Origin of the sequence: Pseudomonas sp. LAIL14HWK12:I1 (genome assembly GCF_003202095.1) — a bacterium.
Taxonomy (GTDB): Bacteria; Pseudomonadota; Gammaproteobacteria; order Pseudomonadales; family Pseudomonadaceae; genus Aquipseudomonas; species Aquipseudomonas monteilii.
In genome coordinates this window covers 403190-422295 of the sequence record NZ_QJKG01000004.1, presented here as the reverse complement: position 1 = coordinate 422295, position 19106 = coordinate 403190, and the positions used below count along the sequence as shown (strand labels likewise).

At 62.2% G+C, this 19106-nt stretch carries 17 protein-coding genes; 10 read left to right on the top strand and 7 right to left on the bottom strand.

Going from position 1 to position 19106, the window contains the following annotated elements; translation table 11 throughout:
- Window positions 1–66 precede the first annotated feature (66 nt).
- Window positions 67–2331: a bifunctional diguanylate cyclase/phosphodiesterase gene (locus D906_RS13925; protein WP_025754554.1), complete on the top strand. Its 2265-nt coding sequence runs from the start codon at window positions 67–69 to the stop codon at window positions 2329–2331.
- Here D906_RS13925 and D906_RS13920 read toward each other — a convergent pair.
- The gene (locus D906_RS13920; protein ID WP_019096587.1) at window positions 2231–3118 is read right to left on the bottom strand and encodes an NAD(P)-dependent oxidoreductase; all 888 of its coding nucleotides are present in this window, start codon (window positions 3116–3118) and stop codon (window positions 2231–2233) included. The genes D906_RS13925 and D906_RS13920 overlap by 101 nt on opposite strands.
- Before the next feature lie 169 nt (window positions 3119–3287).
- Window positions 3288–3599 (bottom strand): DUF2288 domain-containing protein, encoded by a 312-nt coding sequence (locus tag D906_RS13915; RefSeq protein ID WP_027615426.1) that lies wholly within the window; start codon window positions 3597–3599, stop codon window positions 3288–3290.
- Between the two features lie 359 nt (window positions 3600–3958).
- Between D906_RS13915 and D906_RS13905 the strand changes: the two genes are divergently transcribed.
- The 8 genes from D906_RS13905 (at window position 3959) to nhaA (ending at window position 12873) form a co-directional block, all read left to right on the top strand.
- Window positions 3959–5074, top strand: coding sequence for a branched-chain amino acid ABC transporter substrate-binding protein (locus tag D906_RS13905; protein ID WP_025754556.1), 1116 nt, complete (start codon window positions 3959–3961; stop codon window positions 5072–5074).
- A 185-nt stretch (window positions 5075–5259) separates the two neighbouring features.
- Window positions 5260–6183, top strand: coding sequence for a high-affinity branched-chain amino acid ABC transporter permease LivH (gene livH, locus D906_RS13900; RefSeq protein WP_016713796.1), 924 nt, complete (start codon window positions 5260–5262; stop codon window positions 6181–6183).
- Window positions 6180–7436: a high-affinity branched-chain amino acid ABC transporter permease LivM gene (locus tag D906_RS13895; protein ID WP_016713795.1), complete on the top strand. Its 1257-nt coding sequence runs from the start codon at window positions 6180–6182 to the stop codon at window positions 7434–7436. The genes livH and D906_RS13895 overlap by 4 nt, the downstream gene beginning before the upstream one ends.
- Window positions 7433–8200, top strand: coding sequence for a high-affinity branched-chain amino acid ABC transporter ATP-binding protein LivG (gene livG, locus D906_RS13890; RefSeq protein ID WP_013973920.1), 768 nt, complete (start codon window positions 7433–7435; stop codon window positions 8198–8200). The genes D906_RS13895 and livG overlap by 4 nt, the downstream gene beginning before the upstream one ends.
- Window positions 8201–8902 carry an ABC transporter ATP-binding protein gene (locus tag D906_RS13885; protein WP_003254879.1) on the top strand — a complete coding sequence of 234 codons (702 nt, stop codon included), beginning with the start codon at window positions 8201–8203 and terminating at the stop codon, window positions 8900–8902.
- A 159-nt stretch (window positions 8903–9061) separates the two neighbouring features.
- Window positions 9062–9736, top strand: coding sequence for a COG3650 family protein (locus D906_RS13880; RefSeq protein WP_016713794.1), 675 nt, complete (start codon window positions 9062–9064; stop codon window positions 9734–9736).
- Between the two features lie 103 nt (window positions 9737–9839).
- The gene (locus D906_RS13875) at window positions 9840–11447 is read left to right on the top strand and encodes an NAD(P)/FAD-dependent oxidoreductase (protein WP_019096585.1); all 1608 of its coding nucleotides are present in this window, start codon (window positions 9840–9842) and stop codon (window positions 11445–11447) included.
- Window positions 11448–11697: 250 nt separating this feature from the next.
- A complete protein-coding gene (nhaA, locus tag D906_RS13870; protein WP_019096584.1) occupies window positions 11698–12873 on the top strand; it encodes a Na+/H+ antiporter NhaA in 1176 nt (391 codons plus the stop codon).
- A gap of 69 nt (window positions 12874–12942) precedes the next feature.
- Here the strand turns inward: nhaA and D906_RS13865 are convergent, their stop codons facing one another.
- Entirely contained in the window at window positions 12943–13407 is a 465-nt protein-coding gene (locus D906_RS13865; RefSeq protein WP_019096583.1) for a glycine zipper 2TM domain-containing protein, read from the bottom strand.
- Between the two features lie 147 nt (window positions 13408–13554).
- Between D906_RS13865 and D906_RS13860 the strand changes: the two genes are divergently transcribed.
- On the top strand, window positions 13555–13788 hold the full coding sequence (locus tag D906_RS13860) for a hypothetical protein (protein ID WP_019096582.1): 234 nt from the start codon (window positions 13555–13557) through the stop codon (window positions 13786–13788).
- Window positions 13789–13830: 42 nt separating this feature from the next.
- Here the strand turns inward: D906_RS13860 and pdxH are convergent, their stop codons facing one another.
- From pdxH to D906_RS13840, 4 genes are all read right to left on the bottom strand, one after another.
- Window positions 13831–14478 (bottom strand): pyridoxamine 5'-phosphate oxidase, encoded by a 648-nt coding sequence (pdxH, locus tag D906_RS13855; protein WP_019096581.1) that lies wholly within the window; start codon window positions 14476–14478, stop codon window positions 13831–13833.
- An 18-nt stretch (window positions 14479–14496) separates the two neighbouring features.
- The gene (locus D906_RS13850; RefSeq protein ID WP_016713789.1) at window positions 14497–15477 is read right to left on the bottom strand and encodes an OmpA family protein; all 981 of its coding nucleotides are present in this window, start codon (window positions 15475–15477) and stop codon (window positions 14497–14499) included.
- 99 nt (window positions 15478–15576) lie between these two features.
- Complete coding sequence (locus tag D906_RS13845) at window positions 15577–16722, bottom strand: EstA family serine hydrolase (RefSeq protein ID WP_027615425.1); 1146 nt, start codon at window positions 16720–16722, stop codon at window positions 15577–15579.
- Window positions 16723–16830: 108 nt separating this feature from the next.
- Window positions 16831–19065 (bottom strand): beta-galactosidase, encoded by a 2235-nt coding sequence (locus D906_RS13840; RefSeq protein WP_027615424.1) that lies wholly within the window; start codon window positions 19063–19065, stop codon window positions 16831–16833.
- Between the last annotated feature and the right edge of the window lie 41 nt (window positions 19066–19106).

Below are 19106 nucleotides of genomic sequence, written 5' to 3'. Positions count from 1 at the left end.
CTGCCTCTGGACAGTCTGCACAGGGTTGTAGCGCAGACGAGTGAAAACTCGATCAAGAGGCATTCCATGGAGTGGCTAGGGCTGCAACTGTTCGCCGACTTGCCGGCAACCGGGCGTATCGTCATTGATTGCCGTCATGAACCGTTTCTGGTTCTGCTCGCCTACTTCGTTGCCTGCGCAGCCTGCTTCGCCACGCTCGACATGGCCGAGCGACAATCCCACAGCCCCGAACCCACTGCCCACCGCCAATGGAACATGCTCGGCGCTTGCTGCCTGGCCGGTGGCATCTGGGCCATGCACTTCATCAGCATGCTGGCCTTCCAGGCACCGGTGGAAGTGCACTACGACGTTTCCCTGACCATTCTTTCGCTGCTCATCGCCCTGGGCGTAGCCTGGCTGGCCATGTACAGCCTGGAACGCACACAAATGCGCATGCATCATTTTGTGCAAAGCGCAGTGTTGATTGGCCTGGGCATCATCCTCATGCACTTTGTCGGCATGGCCGCCTTGGAAACCGGCGCCGTGCAGTATTACCAGACCGGCCTGCTGCTGGCCTCTGGCGCCATTGCCCTGCTCACCAGCCTGGCCGCGTTGTGCCTGGCCCGCTACTTCCGTAATGGCAGTGGCACTCTTTATCAGGCCATGAAGTACGGCGCCAGCCTGCTGATGGCTGCCGGTATCGTCGCTACCCATTTCACCGCGATGTCGGCCATGACGCTGGTCATCCCGGCCGATACCGCCCTGCGCCTGCCTTCTGGCGACAACAGCCTGCAACTTGGGCTGGGCATCGGCTTCATCACACTGCTCATCAGCGGTGCCAGTATCAGTGCCGCATTGGCCGACAAAAAGTTGCAGAGTAAAGAGCATGACTTGCGCCGGGTCAGCGTGCTACTCAGCCAGCTGGACCAGGCCCGCGCCTCGCTGCAACAAGCGGCGCATTACGACGCGCTCACCAATCTGGTCAACCGCCGTGGCTTCAACCAGGTGTTCGCCGAGCGGCTGGCCGAACACCAGGCCAGTGAAAGCCGTCTGGCGGTGATGTTCCTCGACATCGACCATTTCAAGCGCATCAACGACAGCCTCGGCCATGACGCCGGTGACGAGCTGCTCAAGGTGATCGCCAACCACATCAAGGCCGCCACCCGCAGCCAGGACCTGGTCGCGCGCTTCGGGGGCGACGAGTTCTGCATCGTGACCAGCCTGAATAACCGCGACGAAGCCCGACATCTGGCCCAGCGCATCATGCAACGAATGAAAGAGCCCATCGACCTGGGTGGACGGCGCATGGTCATGACCACCAGCATCGGCATCAGCATCTTCCCTGACGACGGCACCAGCGTCGAAGAGCTGCTCAAACATGCCGACCTGGCCCTGTATCAGTCAAAGGACAACGGGCGCAACAGCCTGAACTTCTTCAACGACAACTTGAAGACCCAGGCCACGATGGCATTGCAACTGGAAGAAGAACTGCGCATGGCACTGCTCGAAGAACGCGGGCTCTGCGTCCATTACCAGCCCATCTTCGATATGCGCAGCGGGCAGCTGGCCAAGCTGGAAGCCTTGGTGCGCTGGCAGCACCCGCAACATGGCCTGCTCGGCCCCGAACGCTTTATCGGCATTGCCGAAGCCAACGGCCTGATCATCGACCTCGACCTGTGGGTACTGCGCCACGCCTGCAACGATCTGGCCCACCTGCAGCGCTATGGCTACGGCGACTTCAAGGTCACGGTCAACTGCTCGGCGGTGACCCTCAGCCATGACGAGCTACCCAACGAAGTGGAGAAAGCACTGTTTCACGCCGGGCTCTGCGCCCGGCAACTTGAGCTGGAAGTGACCGAAAACGCCCTCATGGGGGATCTCCAGCGCACGGTGAACCTGCTCAAGCGCGTTCGCGCCCTGGGTGTGGCGCTGTCGATCGACGACTTCGGCACCGGTTACTCGTCTCTGGCCTACCTCAAACGCCTGCCGCTGGATGTACTGAAGATCGACCGCACGTTCCTGCAGGATGTACCGGGTAGCCAAAAGGATCGGGAAATCGTCCAGGCGATCATCGTCATGGCACACACGCTGCACTTGCAGGTGGTCAGTGAGGGCGTAGAGACTACGGAACAACAGGCGTTCCTCAAAACCCACGGCTGCGACTATCTGCAGGGTTACCTGCTGGGTCGCCCGGTACCACTGGCCGAGCTGCGACCACTGCTGGAGCGGTTGCAGCATCAGGACGGCGTGCTCAACCCTTGTTACGGTAAAGTTCTACCAGGGTCGCCGGATCTTTTTGCAGGTAACCCTGGCTACCGTGCAGGCGCATCAATTGCGCGGCGAGGCCACTGAGCGGCGTCGCCGAACCCTGCTCGCGGGAGAATTTGACCGCGCCATCAAGGTCCTTGAGTAGCGTGCGCACATGCCACTTGATCGGTTCGAAGCGGCTTTCGGCCATTTGCGGCGCCAGGATCTGCAGGGGCTTGGAGTCGGCAAAGCCACCGGCCAACGCTTCGGCGATCAACGTCGCATCCACCCCGGACTGCTCGGCCAACGCCACGACTTCGGCAATGACCAAGGCGTTGCATGCCACGATCATCTGGTTACAGGCCTTGGTCACCTGGCCTGCGCCCACCGCCCCCATATGCGTCACCCGCTGGCCAAGTACCTGCAGCACCGGCCGGGCACGCTCAAGGTCAACCGCCTCGCCACCGACCATGATCGCCAGGGTACCGGCTTCGGCACCGGGCGTGCCGCCGGACACCGGGGCATCCAGCCAGGCCATGCCACACAGTGCGGCCAGTTCGGCAGCCATTTCACGGGTGGCGGTGGGCTCCAGGCTGGAGAAATCGATCAGCAACTGGCCACTGCTTCCGCCCTGGGCAATGCCGTGTTCGCCGAACACTACCTCGCGCACCACAGCCGTATCGGCCAGGCACAGCAGCACCATGTCGCTGCCCTGGCTCAGTTCGGCGGGGCTGTGGGCCAAGCGCGCACCGGCGGCGACAAGTGCAGCGCACTTGTCCGGGCTGCGGTTCCACACGGTCAGCGGATACCCCGCCGCCAGCAGGCGTCGGCACATGGGCAGGCCCATCAGACCGATGCCGGCAAATCCAAGCGAAGGTAGTGCAGTGCTCATCAATGACTCCCGACTGTTCGAATTGTTTTACAGGTTGGCAGCGGGGTAGACACATTACGCATCCCGTAAACTGTTACCGCCACGCCGAATTGTTACTTCCCTCTACCCGCCTTGAATGCTTTCAAGCACCAATAAGGGGCTGCTGCGCATTTTTGCGCACCAAAAACGATCACGCCACTCCGGGGCCCTTCACCTGAATCACGATGAACGGCGAAACCACTACCGCCCAGATCTCTGGATCGCGGCTTTGCAGGTCCAGCGCTTGTTCGGCCGACACCGGCCCAACAGTGCCATCACTACGCCACTTGGCGAAGATCTCGCTGCGATTCTCGGCCATCGCCTCGGCAACGGTGATCAGGTCCAGGCTGGGGTCGACCCAAATCAGGTCACCCTTGGCCCAGAAACGCTCCAGCGCTTTCCACTCGATGATTGCCGTCTCGCCAAGCAATTTGGCATAGAGGGTGCTTGTTTGATCAGTCATGGGTGGTATCCGCAAAAATCGGCCAATAAAAAAGGCCGGCATTTTTGCAGAAAAACCCGGTTTCAAATATGTAATTTGGTCGATTGACCCCGAAGTTGTGGGGTGGGGTCACAGATACAGGCAGTTTGATGGCGCCTTTCTGTATCTTTCTGTCGATCAAGCGACAACCCAGGAAACAGGCACTTTTCGACCGCTTTTCAAGCGCTCGAACAGCGCTCTACACTGTACCGGTACAGTTCCGGGACATGTTCCGGGGGAAGGTGGGCTTGCGCGTTGGCATGGCCACGCCGCAAATCCCGCCCGGTCTGTAGCCCTGGCCGCCAGGACTATAAGAATTACAACAGAATGAGTGGAGCACTATGATCAAGATTTCCAAGCTGTTCGCCGCAATGGTACTGGCCGGGGTAGCCAGCCATTCGTTTGCCGCCGATACCATCAAGATCGGGATTGCTGGCCCTAAAACCGGCCCTGTGACCCAGTACGGCGACATGCAGTTCATCGGCGCCAAGCAAGCCATCGAGGATATCAACGCCGCGGGCGGCGTCGATGGCAAGATGCTCGAAGCCAAGGAATACGACGACGCCTGCGACCCTAAACAGGCCGTGGCAGTCGCCAACAAAGTGGTCAACGACGGCGTCAAGTTCGTCATCGGCCACCTGTGCTCCAGCTCCACCCAGCCAGCGTCCGACATCTACGAAGACGAAGGCGTGATCATGATCACACCGGCCGCCACCTCGCCGGAAATCACCGCCCGTGGCTACAAGCTGATCTTCCGCACCATCGGCCTGGACAGCGCCCAGGGCCCGGCTGCCGGCAACTACATCGCCGACCACGTCAAGCCGAAAGTGGTTGCAGTGCTGCACGACAAGCAGCAGTACGGTGAAGGTATCGCCACCGCGGTCAAGCAAACCCTCGAGAGCAAAGGCACCAAGGTTGCCGTATTCGAAGGCCTGAACGCCGGCGACAAGGACTTCTCCTCGATCATCCAGAAGCTCAAGCAGAACAACGTCGACTTCGTCTACTACGGCGGCTACCACCCAGAGCTGGGCCTGATCCTGCGCCAGGCGCAGGAAAAGGGCCTGAAAGCCAAGTTCATGGGCCCAGAGGGCGTGGGTAACGATTCGATCTCGCAAATCGCCCAGAACGCCTCCGAAGGCCTGCTGGTCACCCTGCCGAAGTCGTTCGATGCCGACCCGGAGAACAAGAAGATCGTCGACGCCATCAAGGCTGACGGCAAGGACCCAAGCGGCCCGTTCGTGTTCCCTGCCTACTCGGCTGTCGAGCTGATCGCCCAGGGCATCAAGGCCGCCAAGTCCGAAGACACCGACAAGGTGGCAGCCGCCATCCACGCCGGCTCCTTCAAGACCCCGACCGGCACCCTGTCGTACGACGACAAGGGCGACCTGAAAGACTTCAAATTCGTGGTCTACGAATGGCACTTCGGCAAGCCGAAGACCGAAGTCTCCCCTCAGTAACTGCGTGACTAATAGCTGACCGAAGAAGCCCACTGTGCGAGCAGTGGGCTTTGTTTTACGAGGTTCATGGGCCCGATCCCCGCGATCCGGGGGCAGGCTCACCTGAAAATCTTAAAACCGTCACCCGCGGTTTCCTGGCCTACCCCCGCCAGCGAAATGCAAATCAGGTTTTTAGGAGCGCTGTAATGCCTGAGATCTACCATTTCTTCCAACAACTGGTTAATGGATTGACCATCGGCAGCACCTATGCCTTGATCGCCATCGGCTACACGATGGTGTACGGCATCATTGGCATGATCAACTTCGCCCACGGCGAGGTGTACATGATCGGTTCCTATGTGGCCTTCATCGCCCTGGCGGGCCTGGCCATGATGGGTATCCATTCGCTGCCTATCCTGATGACCGTCGCCTTCGTCGCGACGATCTTCGTCACCAGTGCCTATGGCTACAGTATCGAGCGCGTTGCCTACCGCCCCCTGCGCAACAGCAACCGTCTGATCCCGCTGATTTCCGCCATCGGCATGTCGATCTTCCTGCAGAACACCGTCTTGCTGTCGCAAGACTCCAAGGACAAGTCCATCCCCAACCTGATCCCCGGCAGCTTCTCCTTCGGGCCAGGTGGTGCTGAAGAAGTACTGATCAGCTACATGCAGGTCCTGGTGTTCGTGGTCACCCTGGTGGCCATGACCTGCCTCACCCTGTTCATCTCCCGTTCCCGCCTGGGCCGCGCCTGCCGTGCCTGCGCCGAGGACATCAAGATGGCCAACCTGCTGGGCATCAACACCAACAACATCATCGCCCTCACCTTCGTCATCGGTGCCGCCCTGGCCGCCGTGGCGGCCGTGCTGCTGAGCATGCAGTACGGGGTGATCAACCCCAACGCCGGTTTCCTGGTGGGCCTGAAAGCCTTCACCGCGGCGGTACTGGGTGGCATCGGCAGCATCCCGGGCGCCATGCTCGGCGGGCTGGTGCTGGGTGTGGCCGAAGCGTTCGGCGCCGACATCTTCGGCGACCAGTACAAGGACGTGGTGGCATTCGGCTTGTTGGTTCTTGTCCTGCTATTCCGGCCGACCGGCATCCTGGGCCGCCCGGAGGTTGAAAAAGTATGAACAGAAATCTCAAACAGGCGTTCTTCAGCGCCTTGCTGGTATGGGCCGTGGCCTTCCCGGTGCTGGGCCTGAAACTGAGCATCGACGGCATCAGCCTGGCCGTGCACAGCCAAGGGTCGTTCACCATCAGCATCATCGCCGTGTGTTCGGTGCTGATGTTCCTGCGCGTGCTGTTCGACAAGCAGTGGAGTGCGGTAATGGGCAGCCGTTCGGATCGCAAGCTGATCCCGCCGGCCGTCAGCAACTACCTGACCCTGCCCAAGACCCAGCGCTACGTGATCATTGGCCTGATCGTCGCGGCACTGGTATGGCCGTTCTTCGGCTCGCGCGGTGCAGTCGACATTGCCACGCTGATCCTGATCTACGTGTTGCTGGGCCTGGGCCTGAACATCGTGGTCGGCCTGGCGGGCCTGCTCGACCTGGGTTACGTGGGCTTCTACGCCGTCGGCGCCTACAGCTACGCCATGCTCTCGCACTACCTGGGCTGGAGCTTCTGGGTGTGCCTGCCGATCGCCGGCCTGATGGCCGCCACCTTCGGCTTCCTGCTTGGCTTCCCGGTGCTGCGCCTGCGTGGGGACTACCTGGCGATCGTGACCCTCGGCTTCGGCGAGATCATCCGCCTGTTCCTGCGTAACCTCACCGACTGGACTGGCGGCCCCAACGGTATCAGCAACATCCCCAAGCCGGAGTTCTTCGGCCTCACCTTCGAACGCCGCGCCGCCGAGGGCATGCAGACCTTCCACGAGTTCTTCGGGCTGGAATACAACTCGATCAACAAGGTGATCTTCCTGTACCTGGTCGCGCTGTTGCTGGCCCTGCTGGCGCTGTTCGTCATCAACCGCCTGCTGCGCATGCCGATCGGCCGCGCCTGGGAAGCCCTGCGTGAAGACGAGATTGCCTGCCGTGCGCTGGGTCTGAACCCGACCGTGATCAAGCTCTCGGCATTCACCCTGGGTGCCTGCTTCGCCGGTTTCGCCGGCAGCTTCTTCGCTGCGCGCCAAGGCCTGGTGACGCCGGAGTCGTTCACCTTCATCGAGTCGGCGATCATCCTCGCCATCGTCGTGCTCGGCGGCATGGGTTCACAACTGGGCGTGATCCTCGCGGCCATCGTGATGATCCTGCTGCCCGAGCTGATGCGTGAGTTCAGCGAATACCGGATGCTGATGTTCGGTGCGCTGATGGTGTTGATGATGATCTGGCGTCCGCAAGGCCTGCTGCCTATGCAACGTCCACACATGGAGCTGCGTCGATGAGCCGCGAAATTCTGCAAGTCAGCGGCCTGAGCATGCGCTTCGGCGGCTTGTTGGCGGTGAACGGCGTGGGCCTGACCGTCAAGGAAAAACAGGTGGTGGCGTTGATCGGCCCGAACGGCGCCGGCAAGACCACCGTGTTCAACTGCCTGACCGGCTTCTACAAGCCCAGCGGTGGCACGATCCTGCTCGATGGCCAGCCGATCCAGGGCCTGGCCGGCCACCAGATTGCCCGCAAGGGCGTGGTGCGGACCTTCCAGAACGTGCGCCTGTTCAAGGAAATGACCGCGCTGGAAAACCTGCTGATCGCCCAGCACCGTCACCTCAATACCAACTTCTTCGCCGGCCTGTTCAAGACCCCGAGCTTCCGCCGCAGCGAGAAAGAGGCCATGGAGCGCGCGCAGTACTGGCTGGAGAAGGTCAACCTGACCGAGTTCGCCAACCGTACCGCCGGCACCCTCGCCTACGGCCAGCAGCGCCGCCTGGAAATCGCCCGCTGCATGATGACCCAGCCGCGCATCATCATGCTCGACGAACCGGCTGCGGGCCTGAACCCGAAAGAAACCGAAGACCTCAAGGCACTGATCGCCTACCTGCGTGAGTCGCACAACGTCACCGTGCTGCTGATCGAGCACGACATGAAGCTGGTGATGAGCATCTCCGACCATATCGTGGTGATCAACCAGGGCACCCCCCTGGCCCACGGCACGCCGGAAGAGATCCGCGACAACCCTGATGTGATCAAAGCCTACCTGGGGGAAGCGTAAATGCTGAAGTTCGAAAACGTTTCCACCTTCTACGGCAAGATTCAGGCGCTGCACAGCGTCAACGTGGAGATCAACCAGGGCGAGATCGTTACCCTGATCGGCGCCAACGGCGCTGGCAAGTCGACCTTGCTGATGACCCTGTGCGGCTCGCCGCAGGCGCACAGTGGCAGCATCAAGTACCTGGGTGAAGAACTGGTCGGCCAGCCGTCCTCCCACATCATGCGCAAGAGCATCGCCGTCGTGCCGGAAGGCCGCCGCGTGTTCGCCCGCCTGACCGTAGAGGAAAACCTGGCGATGGGTGGTTTCTTCACCGACAAAGGCGACTACCAGGAGCAACTGGACAAGGTGCTGCAGCTGTTCCCGCGCCTGAAGGAACGCTACATCCAGCGTGGCGGCACCATGTCCGGTGGCGAGCAGCAGATGCTCGCCATTGGCCGGGCACTGATGAGCAAGCCCAAGCTGCTGCTGCTCGACGAGCCTTCGCTGGGCCTGGCACCGATCATCATCCAGCAGATCTTCGACATCATCGAACAGCTGCGCCGTGATGGTGTGACGGTGTTCCTGGTGGAGCAGAACGCCAACCAGGCGCTGAAGATTGCTGACCGGGCGTATGTGCTGGAGAACGGCCGGGTGGTGATGCAGGGCACGGGTGAAGCCTTGTTGACTGACCCGAAGGTGCGCGACGCATACCTCGGCGGTTGATAGATAAAGGGCCAACTACTGGCCCTTTTTTTTGCCTGCCAGAAATGTAATGCCTGTGCCGGCGATAGGGCCGGTACGGGCAACCATTAACTTGTGATCCCGCGCCAGCCTGAGTAACGTGGCCAGCTTTCACGGCAAAGATTCCCCGGAGCCCGCCCCATGCGCCTCACCCCCACCCTGCTGCTCACCGCCCTGCTGCCCCTGTTCGCCGGCTGCCAACTGATGGCGAGCCCGCCAACCGACCCGAACATCGGCACCACGCGCATGCAGGGCGAACTGCGTGCCGCCGGTGGCCAGTTGCTGTTCAAGCCATGCAGCGAAAACCGCACCTTCGTGATCAACGACGTCGGTGCGACGGGCATCCTGCAAGAGGCCGCCAACCTCGCCAAGGACGCCAACGACAAGCTGTTCGCCGACGTGCGTGGGCGCCTTACCGGGAGCAAGCAGGCCAACAATGATGGTCAGCTGGAAGTGCGCCGCCTGTACCGCCTGGAACCTTCCACCCGCGCTTGTGACGACCCCAACTTCAAGCAGCTGACCCTGCGCGCCAATGGCCACGAACCGGAGTGGGACATCAAGGCCAGTGGCAAGGGCATGGTGCTCAACCGTGTCGGCCAGGAGCCCCTACCCCTGCCCTTCCTCGAAGAAGAAGTACCCGGCGGCGGCCTGACCCTGACCAGCGAAGCCAACAACCAGCATGTGGAACTGTGGGTCGCACCGCAGCGCTGTGTAGACAACGCCACCGGTGCCATCCACCACCTGCGTGCCGAGCTGCGCATCGACGGCAAGACCCTGCAGGGCTGCGGTTACTACGGCGGCGCACGCGACAACTGATCGCCGGGCGCTTTTATCCTGCCGTTCGGGGCGGCTAACAGCTTATACTTGGCGGTTTGTGTAAAGCCGCCGGCCGCCCATGGCCGGGATACTGGACCCTGCCATGCTACGAATCACCGAACTGAAGCTGCCCCTGGACCATCCCGACGAAGCCCTGCGTGAAGCCATCGTCCAGCGCCTGGGCATCCGCGACGAGCAACTGCTCAGCTTCAACCTGTTCAAGCGCAGCTACGATGCGCGCAAGAAGAACAGCGAACTGCTGTTCATCTACACCATCGACCTGGAAGCCAGCAACGAAGCCGAACTGCTCAGCAAGTTCGCCGACGATCGCAACATCGGCCCAGCGCCGGACATCACCTACAAGTTCGTCGGCCAGGCCCCGGCAGGCCTGCAGGAACGCCCGATCGTGGTCGGTTTCGGCCCCTGCGGCATCTTCGCCGGCCTGCTGCTGGCACAGATGGGCTTCAAGCCGATCATCCTTGAACGTGGCAAGGAAGTACGCCAGCGCACCAAGGATACCTGGGGCCTGTGGCGCAAAAGCGTACTCAACCCCGAGTCCAATGTGCAGTTCGGCGAAGGCGGCGCCGGCACCTTCTCTGACGGCAAGCTGTACAGCCAGATCAAGGACCCGCAGCACCACGGCCGCAAAGTGCTGGAGGAGTTCGTCAAGGCCGGTGCGCCCGACGAGATCCTGTACATCAACAAACCGCACATCGGTACCTTCCGCCTCACCGGCATGGTCGAGCAGATGCGTCAGGACATGATCGCCCTGGGTGCCGAAGTACGCTTCCAGCAGAAGGTGACCGACCTGTTGGTCGAAGACGGCCAGCTGACCGGCGTGGTCCTGGAGAGCGGCGAGCAGCTGCATTCGCGCCATGTGGTCCTGGCGTTGGGCCACAGCGCCCGCGACACCTTCCGCATGCTGCACGCCAAAGGCGTGTACATGGAAGCCAAGCCATTCTCGGTCGGTTTCCGTATCGAGCACCCGCAAACGCTGATCGACAAGGCGCGCCTGGGCAAGTACGCCGGCCACCCGAAACTGGGCGCTGCCGACTACAAGCTGGTGTACCACGCCAAGAACGGCCGTTCGGTGTACAGCTTCTGCATGTGCCCGGGCGGCACCGTGGTTGCGGCTACCAGCGAACCGGGCCGGGTGGTGACCAACGGCATGAGCCAGTACTCGCGTAACGAGCGCAACGCCAACTCCGGCATCGTCGTCGGCATCGACCCGGAGCGAGATTATCCGGGTGGCCCGCTGGCCGGTATCGAGCTGCAAGAGCGCCTGGAAGCCCATGCCTATGTGATGGGGGGCAGCAACTACCAGGCGCCTGCGCAATTGGTAGGCGACTTTGTAGCTGGCCGGCCCTCGACCGCGCTGGGCAGTGTCGAGCCGTCCTACAAGCCGGGCGTGACCCTGGGCGACCTGGCGCCAAGCCTGCCGGACTTTGCCATCGAAGCAATTCGTGAAGCGTTGCCGGCGTTCGATCGGCAGATCAAAGGCTACAACCTGCACGATGCCGTATTGACCGGGATCGAGACGCGCACTTCGTCGCCACTGCGGATTACCCGGGGTGAGGATTACCAGAGCCTGAACCTGAAGGGGCTGTTCCCGGCGGGTGAAGGGGCCGGGTATGCGGGCGGGATTCTGTCGGCGGGTGTCGATGGCATTCGCATTGCCGAGGCGGTGGCGCGGGATATGCTCGGCCTCTGATGCTGGTTTGCCTGCCAGCGCCCTTTCGCGGGTTACCCGCGAAAAGGCGCTGGCAGGCATCAGAATAATCCACCCTCAACATCAGGCTTCCCCTCCCCCCTCCTTCCTCACTTCCATCTAGGCTTCCCCCAGGCCTGTCAGCAGCACCATATAACAAAAACGAATATTGTTTTTGTTTTAAAGTATATAGCCACAGGCTAGGGTGTACGCCCGTTCCATTCGTAAACTGCTCATGGAGAGCCTATAGCCCGTGCGTAGCCTGTTCACCCGTTTCTTCCAGCTTGAAGCCGCCAGCGGCCTGCTGCTGATCGCCGCCGCCGTACTGGCACTGATCATCAACAACTCACCGCTATCCTACCTGTACAGCGGCCTGCTCGACGTTCCCGTCGCCGTTCAGGTCGGCGCGCTGAACATCGCCAAGCCGTTGCTGCTGTGGATCAACGATGGCCTGATGGCGCTGTTCTTCCTGCTGATCGGCCTTGAGGTCAAACGCGAGGTGGTCAACGGCCATCTGTCCAAACCTTCGCAGATCGTGCTTCCTGCCACGGCCGCTATCGGCGGCATGGTGGTACCCGCGCTAATCTACTGGTTCATCAACCGCGAAGACCCTGCCGCCGTTGCCGGATGGGCGATCCCCACCGCTACCGACATCGCCTTTGCCCTCGGCGTACTGGCCTTGCTGGGCAAGCGCGTGCCGGTGTCGCTGAAGCTGTTCCTGATGACCCTGGCGATCATCGACGACCTGGGTGCAATCATCGTCATCGCCCTGTTCTATTCCGGCACCCTGTCGAGCGTGTCGCTGCTGCTGGCTGCGGCCTGCCTGGTGGTGCTGGTGGCGATGAACCGGCTTGGCGTGGTCAAACTTGGGCCGTACATGGTCGTTGGCCTGATCCTGTGGGTCTGTGTGCTCAAAAGTGGCGTGCATGCCACGCTGGCGGGTGTCGCCCTGGCCTTGTGCATTCCATTGCGCACACGTAACGCCGAAACTTCGCCGCTGCTGGCCCTCGAACATGCCCTGCACCCGTGGGTAGCCTACGCCATCCTGCCGCTGTTCGCCTTCGCCAACGCCGGTGTCTCGCTGGCAGGCATGACCCTAGAAAGCTTCACTCACCCCGTGCCGATGGGCATCGCGGTCGGCCTGCTGCTGGGCAAGACCGTGGGGGTTTTCGGCCTGACATGGGTGGCCGTCAAGCTAAGACTGGCCGCGCTGCCTGCAGGGGCCGGCTGGGGGCAATTGCTGGGGGTTGCGATACTCTGCGGCATTGGCTTTACCATGAGCCTGTTCGTTGGCTCGCTCGCCTTTGTGCCGGGTAGCAGCGAATACGCCGGCATGGACCGCATGGGTATTCTTACCGGCTCGTTCTTCGCCGCAGTGATCGGCTATGCCGTCACCGCCATGGCCAGCCGCAAAACCCACGCAGGCTGAGTTGGCTGACGCATGAAAAAACCCCGACTGGCAGGTGCCATGTCGGGGTTTTGTTTTACCGTACGGCGATCAGTGCGAAACGCGGCTGGTACCGTCAACGGTCATGATGCGTACACGGTCGCCCACGCGGAAGATTTCGTTCTCCTGCACGGCCTGAACGTAGGCGCGCATGCTGCCATCGTCCTCACGTACGGTGATCTCGACGCCTTGGGTGCGCGTCAGCCCTTCCTCGGCAGCGGACCCGGCCAGGCCGCCGGCAACAGCACCGATAACAGCTGCCACGATGCTGCCACGGCCACCGCCTACGGCACTACCGGCAACGCCACCCACGATGGCGCCAGCGCCGCCACCGATCGGGGTCTTGGTACCCTCGATCTTGACCGGGCGCAGGGATTCGATGGTGCCCATGCGCACGGTTTGCACGCGGCGGGCTTCGTCACGGGAGTAGCTATCACCGGTCAGGCTCGAGGCACAGCCCCCCAGCAGCAGCGACAAGGTGGTAAAAGTCGCCACCAGCAAAGCGGATTTACGCATGGGTAAAGTCTCCATAAGTCAGGTGCTCATTAGACGCTGCACATTGACGGCTGTCACGGTACAAACGTAATAAAATTGTTTTCATTCAGCCGGGGTACAGCCTGCCAGGCTGTGTCGAAGGCCTTTCAAGTGAGACCAAGGATAGCCATGGATTACTTCATCGTCGTGGTCACCACCGTTGCAGGGCTGTATTTTCACGGGTGGTTGTATGTGCGCATGCGCCGCTGGATGGACCGTGACCTGGCGTTGTCATTGGCGGGGACGGATGCGGGGAAGCGCGCGTATATGCTGCAGCGGCTGGAGCAAGCACGGGTGGAAAAGGTGGGGCGCAAGCAGTTGGCAGGGTGGTTGGAGCGGGAGGCTGCGGGGTATGTGGGGTAGCCTCTGGTCGAATATTGGGGCCGCTTTGCGGCCCCAACGTTTTCAGGGTGCCAGACGCTCGCGCTGCCATTGCCCATCAACCAGCCGATAGTTCAGCCGGTCATGCAAGCGGCTCGCCCGGCCCTGCCAGAACTCGATGCGCTCAGGCAGCAAACGGTACCCACCCCAATGCTCAGGGCAATGTGGCTGGGTGTCCGAGAAGCGCGCCTCAGTCGCCTTGACCAGCCCCTCCAGTTCTTCACGCCCAGCAATCACCCGGCTCTGCGGCGAAGCCCAGGCCCCCAGGCGGCTGCCCAGCGGGCGCACCTGGTAGTAGTCGTCCGACTCCTTGGCCGAGACCTTTTCCACCAGCCCCTCAATACGCACCTGGCGCTCCAGCGCCGGCCAGAAGAAGGTCATGGCTGCGAAGGGGTTGGCCTGCAGCTGCTGGCCCTTGGCGCTTTCGTAGTTGGTGAAGAAGGTAAAACCACGCGTGTCGAGCCCCTTCAGCAGCAGCACACGGCAATGCGGGCGGCCTTCGCCATCGACAGTGGCCAGGGTCATGGCGTTGGCTTCCACCGGTACCTGCTCGGTTTTCACCGCATCGGCAAACCACTGGTGAAACAGGGCGAACGGCTCACCCGGAGCCTGGGCTTCGGCCAAGCCATCACGGGTGTAGTCGCGGCGCATATCGGCCAGGGATTGGGTCATTGCTGCGTTCCTTGACGATCAGTTGGTCTTCGCAGGGCTGTTGGCAGCTACTTTCTTGTCAGTGGTAGCTTTCTTGGCGGCAGGCTTGGCCGGCGCGGCTTTTTTCTTGGCGGTGGTCTTGGCTGGAGCCTTGGCCTTCGCTGCTGGTTTTTTCGCCACTGGCTTCTTCGCTGCTGGCTTGCTGTCGGCGGCCTTGGCAGCTGGTGCCTTGGCATCCTGAACCGCAACCATCGAAGCCGGCGCAGGTGCCGGGCCGGCCTGCTGATATTTGGCCAGCAGTGCGACCATGGTGTTCTGAGGGGTCAGCAACATTTCAACACGGCGGTTCAGGGAACGGCCTTCGGCGCTGTCGTTGGCGGCACGCGGCATCACCGAGCCCATGCCCTTGAGGGTCAGGCGGTCACGCTGCAGGCCGCTGAGGCGGAAAATGGCCGATACCGACGCGGCGCGCTCCAGGCTGAGCTTCTGGTTGGCAGCTGCAACACCGCTGCTGTCGGCGTGGCCGAGCACCAGCACGGCAGTTTTCGGGTCACCTTCGACGGCCTTGGCCACTCGGGTGATCGGGCCGAGCGTCATGGGCAGCAGCATGTTCGGGCGGTCAGGGTTGTACGAGCTGTCTACCGGCAGGGTTACCGCCAGCACGTTGTCGCGACGCTCCAGCTCCAGCTTGCTGTCCTTGATGGCTTCGCGCAGCTTGGGCTCGTACTCGTCCAGCCAGGCCTGGGTGGCCTTCTGGTCGATCTTCGGCACCACAGGCCCTTTGGCTTGCTTGTCATCACCACCGAACGGCCACCACCAGCGGCTGGCGCTTTCAGACTTGGCATCGGCTTTGGCCACGTTTTCAGTGACGGCTGCCTTCACTTCCTGCTCGGCAACCTTGTCCGAACCGAAAGGCCACCAGCTGGAGCCACCTGCCTTGGAGCCTTCCGGAGAGTGGCTGGCACAGCCGGTAACAGCGGTCAGGCACAGGGCGAGTGCTAAGGTTTTATGTGAAGACATCAGCGATACACCATGAAATTAAAAGAAATTTTGCCTATACACATAAGGCGTTGGCATTGAGGATAGTCAAAGGGCTGGGGCAATACCCGCATTACCCGATCAAAGGCAACTGGCAAGGACACGCACCAGCTTCTGGGCTCGTGGGTCCATCAGCACATAAGGGCCGAGGGTATTGACCACGAAGCCGAACGCCACATCATGCTCCGGGTCGGCAAAACCGACCGAGCCACCGGCACCGGGGTGGCCAAAGGCACGTGCGCCGAGGCCGAATGTGGCATTGGCCACATCGGGCTGGTCGAGCATACAGCCGAGGCCGAAACGGGTCTGGGTGAGCAAGGTACGGTCCTGGCCCAGGCTGTGTTCACGGGTCAGTTCATCGAGCAGTTCGGACTCTAGCAGGCTGCCGTCCAGCAGCCCGGCATAGAAACCCGCCAGGCTGCGTGCATTGCCATGGCCATTGGCCGCTGGCTGCTGCATGCGCCGCCATTCCGGCTTGTTGGTGCTGGTCAGGATGGCTGGCGGGTTGGTGAAGGCACGGGTCGACAACGCCTCGGGCTCACGCATGGTCACCTGCAACAGGCGCTGCGCGGCGGCATCCCCGGGGTTGCCCTTGCCACGGGCGATATGCGCGACGCGGTGGAACTCTTCATCTGCCAGGCCAACATGGAAGTCCAGCCCAAGCGGGCGGGCGGTACGGGCCACGATCGAGTCGCCAGGGCCACGGCCATCGGCTCGACGGATCAGTTCACCGATCAGCCAGCCGTAGGTGATGGCTGCATAGCCGTGTTCCGTACCTGGAGCCCACCAAGGTTTCTCGGCCGCCAGGGCATCCACCATGATCTGCCAGTCATACAGGGCTTCGGCTGGCAGCAGTTCACGGATGGCCGGCAGGCCGGCACGGTGGCTAAGCAGTTGGCGCAGGGTGATCGACTGTTTACCCGCTTGGGCAAACTCTGGCCAGTATTTGGCCACTGGCGCATCGAGGGCCAGCTTACCCTCCCCCACCAGTTGCAGGGCAGTGACGGCAGTGAAGGTCTTGGTACAGGAGAACAGGTTGGCGATGGTGTCGCTATGCCAAGCGTGCTGCCCATCCTTGTCGGCGCTGCCGGCCCACAGATCGATGACGGTTTCGCCACCAACCTGGATGCACAGCGCGGCGCCACGCTCCTGGGGATCATCGAACAGCGCGGCAAAGGCTTCGCGCACGGCTTCGAACTTCAGCTCATAGTGACCCTGGATCTGCACCCGCTGTACCCCGTACGACCATGTTCAAAAAAGGTGTGCATTGTTTCAGTAGTTAAGTGTTTTGCAAACTGGCTTGGGCCAAATGGTCGCGACGAACGGTAACCTCACTCAAGGCGCCGGCTTTTCCAGCTGGGTACGCAGTTGGCTCACGGCCTGCAGGTTGCTCTTGCGCACAGCGTCGACAAACCCTGGGTAGGGCATATCCGTAATCGCGACCAGCCCCAGGTGCCCATTCTCGCCGTCGAGCAGGCGGCCGCTAGCTGGCTGATCGAGGTACTGGAACCAGTGAGCACCCACGATCATCGGCTGCGCCAGGGCCGCCTTGAGGAAGTTGCCATAAGCCGGGCCACGGTCTTCTTCCCGCGCCACCTCCAGCGGCCCAGGCCAGAACGGCCCGCGATCGCGCGAACCGAACTGGAACTCGGACACCAGCACCGGCTTGTCCAGCTCGGCCAGGCGCGCGAAGTCATAGCCGTCCTGCGGCTTGAGGGTATAGAAGTTGAAGCTGAGCACATCGCAGAACTCGGCACAGGCCTTGACCGCCTCCGGCGTGCTGACCGCATAGCGGCCCCCCAGCAGCAGGTGATTGGGGGCATGCCATTTCAATGAGTCGGCAATGGTCTTGAAGTAAGTCTCGGCGAACACCTGCTGGAAGTGCTGGTAGTCGCGCTCGATTTCCGGGTGTTCCGGGTTGGGCAACGGTGCCTCGAAGCCAGGGTCTTCCATCAGCTCCCAGGCGGTCAGTTCGATGCCCCAGGCCCTGGACAGCCCCTCCTGGTTACGGTACTTGTCGCGCAACTGCTTGAGGAAGGCGCGCTTGGCCGGTACGTCGGTGGTCAGGCGCAAGGTGCCATAGGCCAGGCCATAGCGGGCTTTGGGGTCGTTACCGGGGGCAGCCCAGGCCAACTCGTTGTCGGCAAAATAGCCGATCAGCCAAGGGTCGTCGCGGTGATCGCGGGCGGCAATGGCCACGGCGCGCTCTGTAGCCATGGCAAAACGTGGGTCGAACGGGTCGGGCATACTGCCCCACCAGTCCATGCCGGTGCTGATACTGGCGTAGTCTCCCACGATCGACAGCGGCAAGGTGTAGGGCATCCGCTTGGCCTGGCCCAGGGCAGGCTCGCTCCAGTTGCCGATCGTGTTGAACCCCCAGGCCTGCAACCGGTCGAGCGCATGCGCCTGCCAGCGGGCAGCATCCAGTACCAGCGGCGGGCAGCTGGCTGGCTGCCCTTCCAAGGCCGGCGAGCAGGGTTTACCGTAGGTACGCTGCAGGTTGGCAGCATAGAAGTCGAACCAGCGCCCTTGCTTGAAACTGCGCCCTTGCGACGAGGCATTGCCATCGTCGTTGTTGCCTTCGCCATAGAATGCCGCCAATGCCTCGCCCTCACCCGGCAATGCCTTGAACATGCCTTCACGGCCGGCGACGTAAGTACGCCCGCCGTCTGCAGCTACCGCATTCACCCCCAGGGAGTAGAACGGGTGCCCCTCGGGCGTTACCAGGTACCAGCGGCCATCACGCTTTTCGGTACGGAAGAACCCTTTGGCCTCGAACGCCGGCCCGGCAACAAGCCCGCCGTAGCTGTCCAGTTGCTGCTTGTCACGCTCAGCCAGCCAGCCCTTGAGCTGTTGCTGCTCGCGCTTATCGGCCGCCTTGAGTTGATCGTCATTGGCGACCTTCTCTGGCCAGTTGGCGCGGGTGGACTGGCCGTAGGCATCGATCAGCTCGCGGTAAGCCGCCTGGTAGGCCTGGTCGTCATCCTGGATGCCCACCCGTTCGATCAGCAGGTTCTGCGCCACCTTGGGGTTGGGGATGCTCAGGCTGACCGCGGTCACCTGCTTGAGGTCAACCGCACCAGCGCTGCTGGTCAGTAGCAGGCGCTGGCCGCCATGGTTCCAGGGCATGGGAGGGCCGGCGCGCATGCCCTGGCTCAACGGCGAGCTGGCTGTCAGTGGCACCATCACGGTTTGCGCAGGGCCGGCTGGCAGGTCGATGCGGCTGGTCAAGGTGCGGCCATCGCTGCCTTGCACCGTAACATCAACCGTCAGCGCCCAGTCCATGGCACTTTGCAGACGCAAGGTGAGGAACTGCCCGGCAGACCAGTCCCACACCCCGCCTTGCGGGCTCAGGCGCAAAGTCGGTCGCGGGGCCGGGTTGAACACCACACGTCGCAGCACCTCGCCCTCGGCCGTTTGCTCCGCGTTGTACTGCGGCATGCCTGCATCTTCGGTCGCCACGTTGACCACCGAGGCCGGGCGCACGAAGCTGAACAGCGTCTGCTGCCCGGCCAGCAAGGGCGAGCTGAACAACAGGGCGAAAACGGCGGGCAGGGTACGGCGGACCATAAGGCTGGGGCTCTCCTTCAGGGCCGTCATGGCCCAAGACT

Excerpts from the sequence above, each read along its gene's own strand:
- D906_RS13925 (WP_025754554.1), top strand. The coding sequence starts at position 67 with ATGGAGTGGCTAGGGCTGCAACTGTTCGCCGACTTGCCGGCAACCGGG.
- D906_RS13920 (WP_019096587.1), bottom strand. The coding sequence starts at position 3,118 with ATGAGCACTGCACTACCTTCGCTTGGATTTGCCGGCATCGGTCTGATG.
- D906_RS13915 (WP_027615426.1), bottom strand. The coding sequence starts at position 3,599 with ATGACTGATCAAACAAGCACCCTCTATGCCAAATTGCTTGGCGAGACG.
- D906_RS13905 (WP_025754556.1), top strand. The coding sequence starts at position 3,959 with ATGATCAAGATTTCCAAGCTGTTCGCCGCAATGGTACTGGCCGGGGTA.
- livH (WP_016713796.1), top strand. The coding sequence starts at position 5,260 with ATGCCTGAGATCTACCATTTCTTCCAACAACTGGTTAATGGATTGACC.
- D906_RS13895 (WP_016713795.1), top strand. The coding sequence starts at position 6,180 with ATGAACAGAAATCTCAAACAGGCGTTCTTCAGCGCCTTGCTGGTATGG.
- livG (WP_013973920.1), top strand. The coding sequence starts at position 7,433 with ATGAGCCGCGAAATTCTGCAAGTCAGCGGCCTGAGCATGCGCTTCGGC.
- D906_RS13885 (WP_003254879.1), top strand. The coding sequence starts at position 8,201 with ATGCTGAAGTTCGAAAACGTTTCCACCTTCTACGGCAAGATTCAGGCG.
- D906_RS13880 (WP_016713794.1), top strand. The coding sequence starts at position 9,062 with ATGCGCCTCACCCCCACCCTGCTGCTCACCGCCCTGCTGCCCCTGTTC.
- D906_RS13875 (WP_019096585.1), top strand. The coding sequence starts at position 9,840 with ATGCTACGAATCACCGAACTGAAGCTGCCCCTGGACCATCCCGACGAA.
- D906_RS13865 (WP_019096583.1), bottom strand. The coding sequence starts at position 13,407 with ATGCGTAAATCCGCTTTGCTGGTGGCGACTTTTACCACCTTGTCGCTG.
- D906_RS13860 (WP_019096582.1), top strand. The coding sequence starts at position 13,555 with ATGGATTACTTCATCGTCGTGGTCACCACCGTTGCAGGGCTGTATTTT.
- pdxH (WP_019096581.1), bottom strand. The coding sequence starts at position 14,478 with ATGACCCAATCCCTGGCCGATATGCGCCGCGACTACACCCGTGATGGC.
- D906_RS13850 (WP_016713789.1), bottom strand. The coding sequence starts at position 15,477 with ATGTCTTCACATAAAACCTTAGCACTCGCCCTGTGCCTGACCGCTGTT.
- D906_RS13840 (WP_027615424.1), bottom strand. The coding sequence starts at position 19,065 with ATGGTCCGCCGTACCCTGCCCGCCGTTTTCGCCCTGTTGTTCAGCTCG.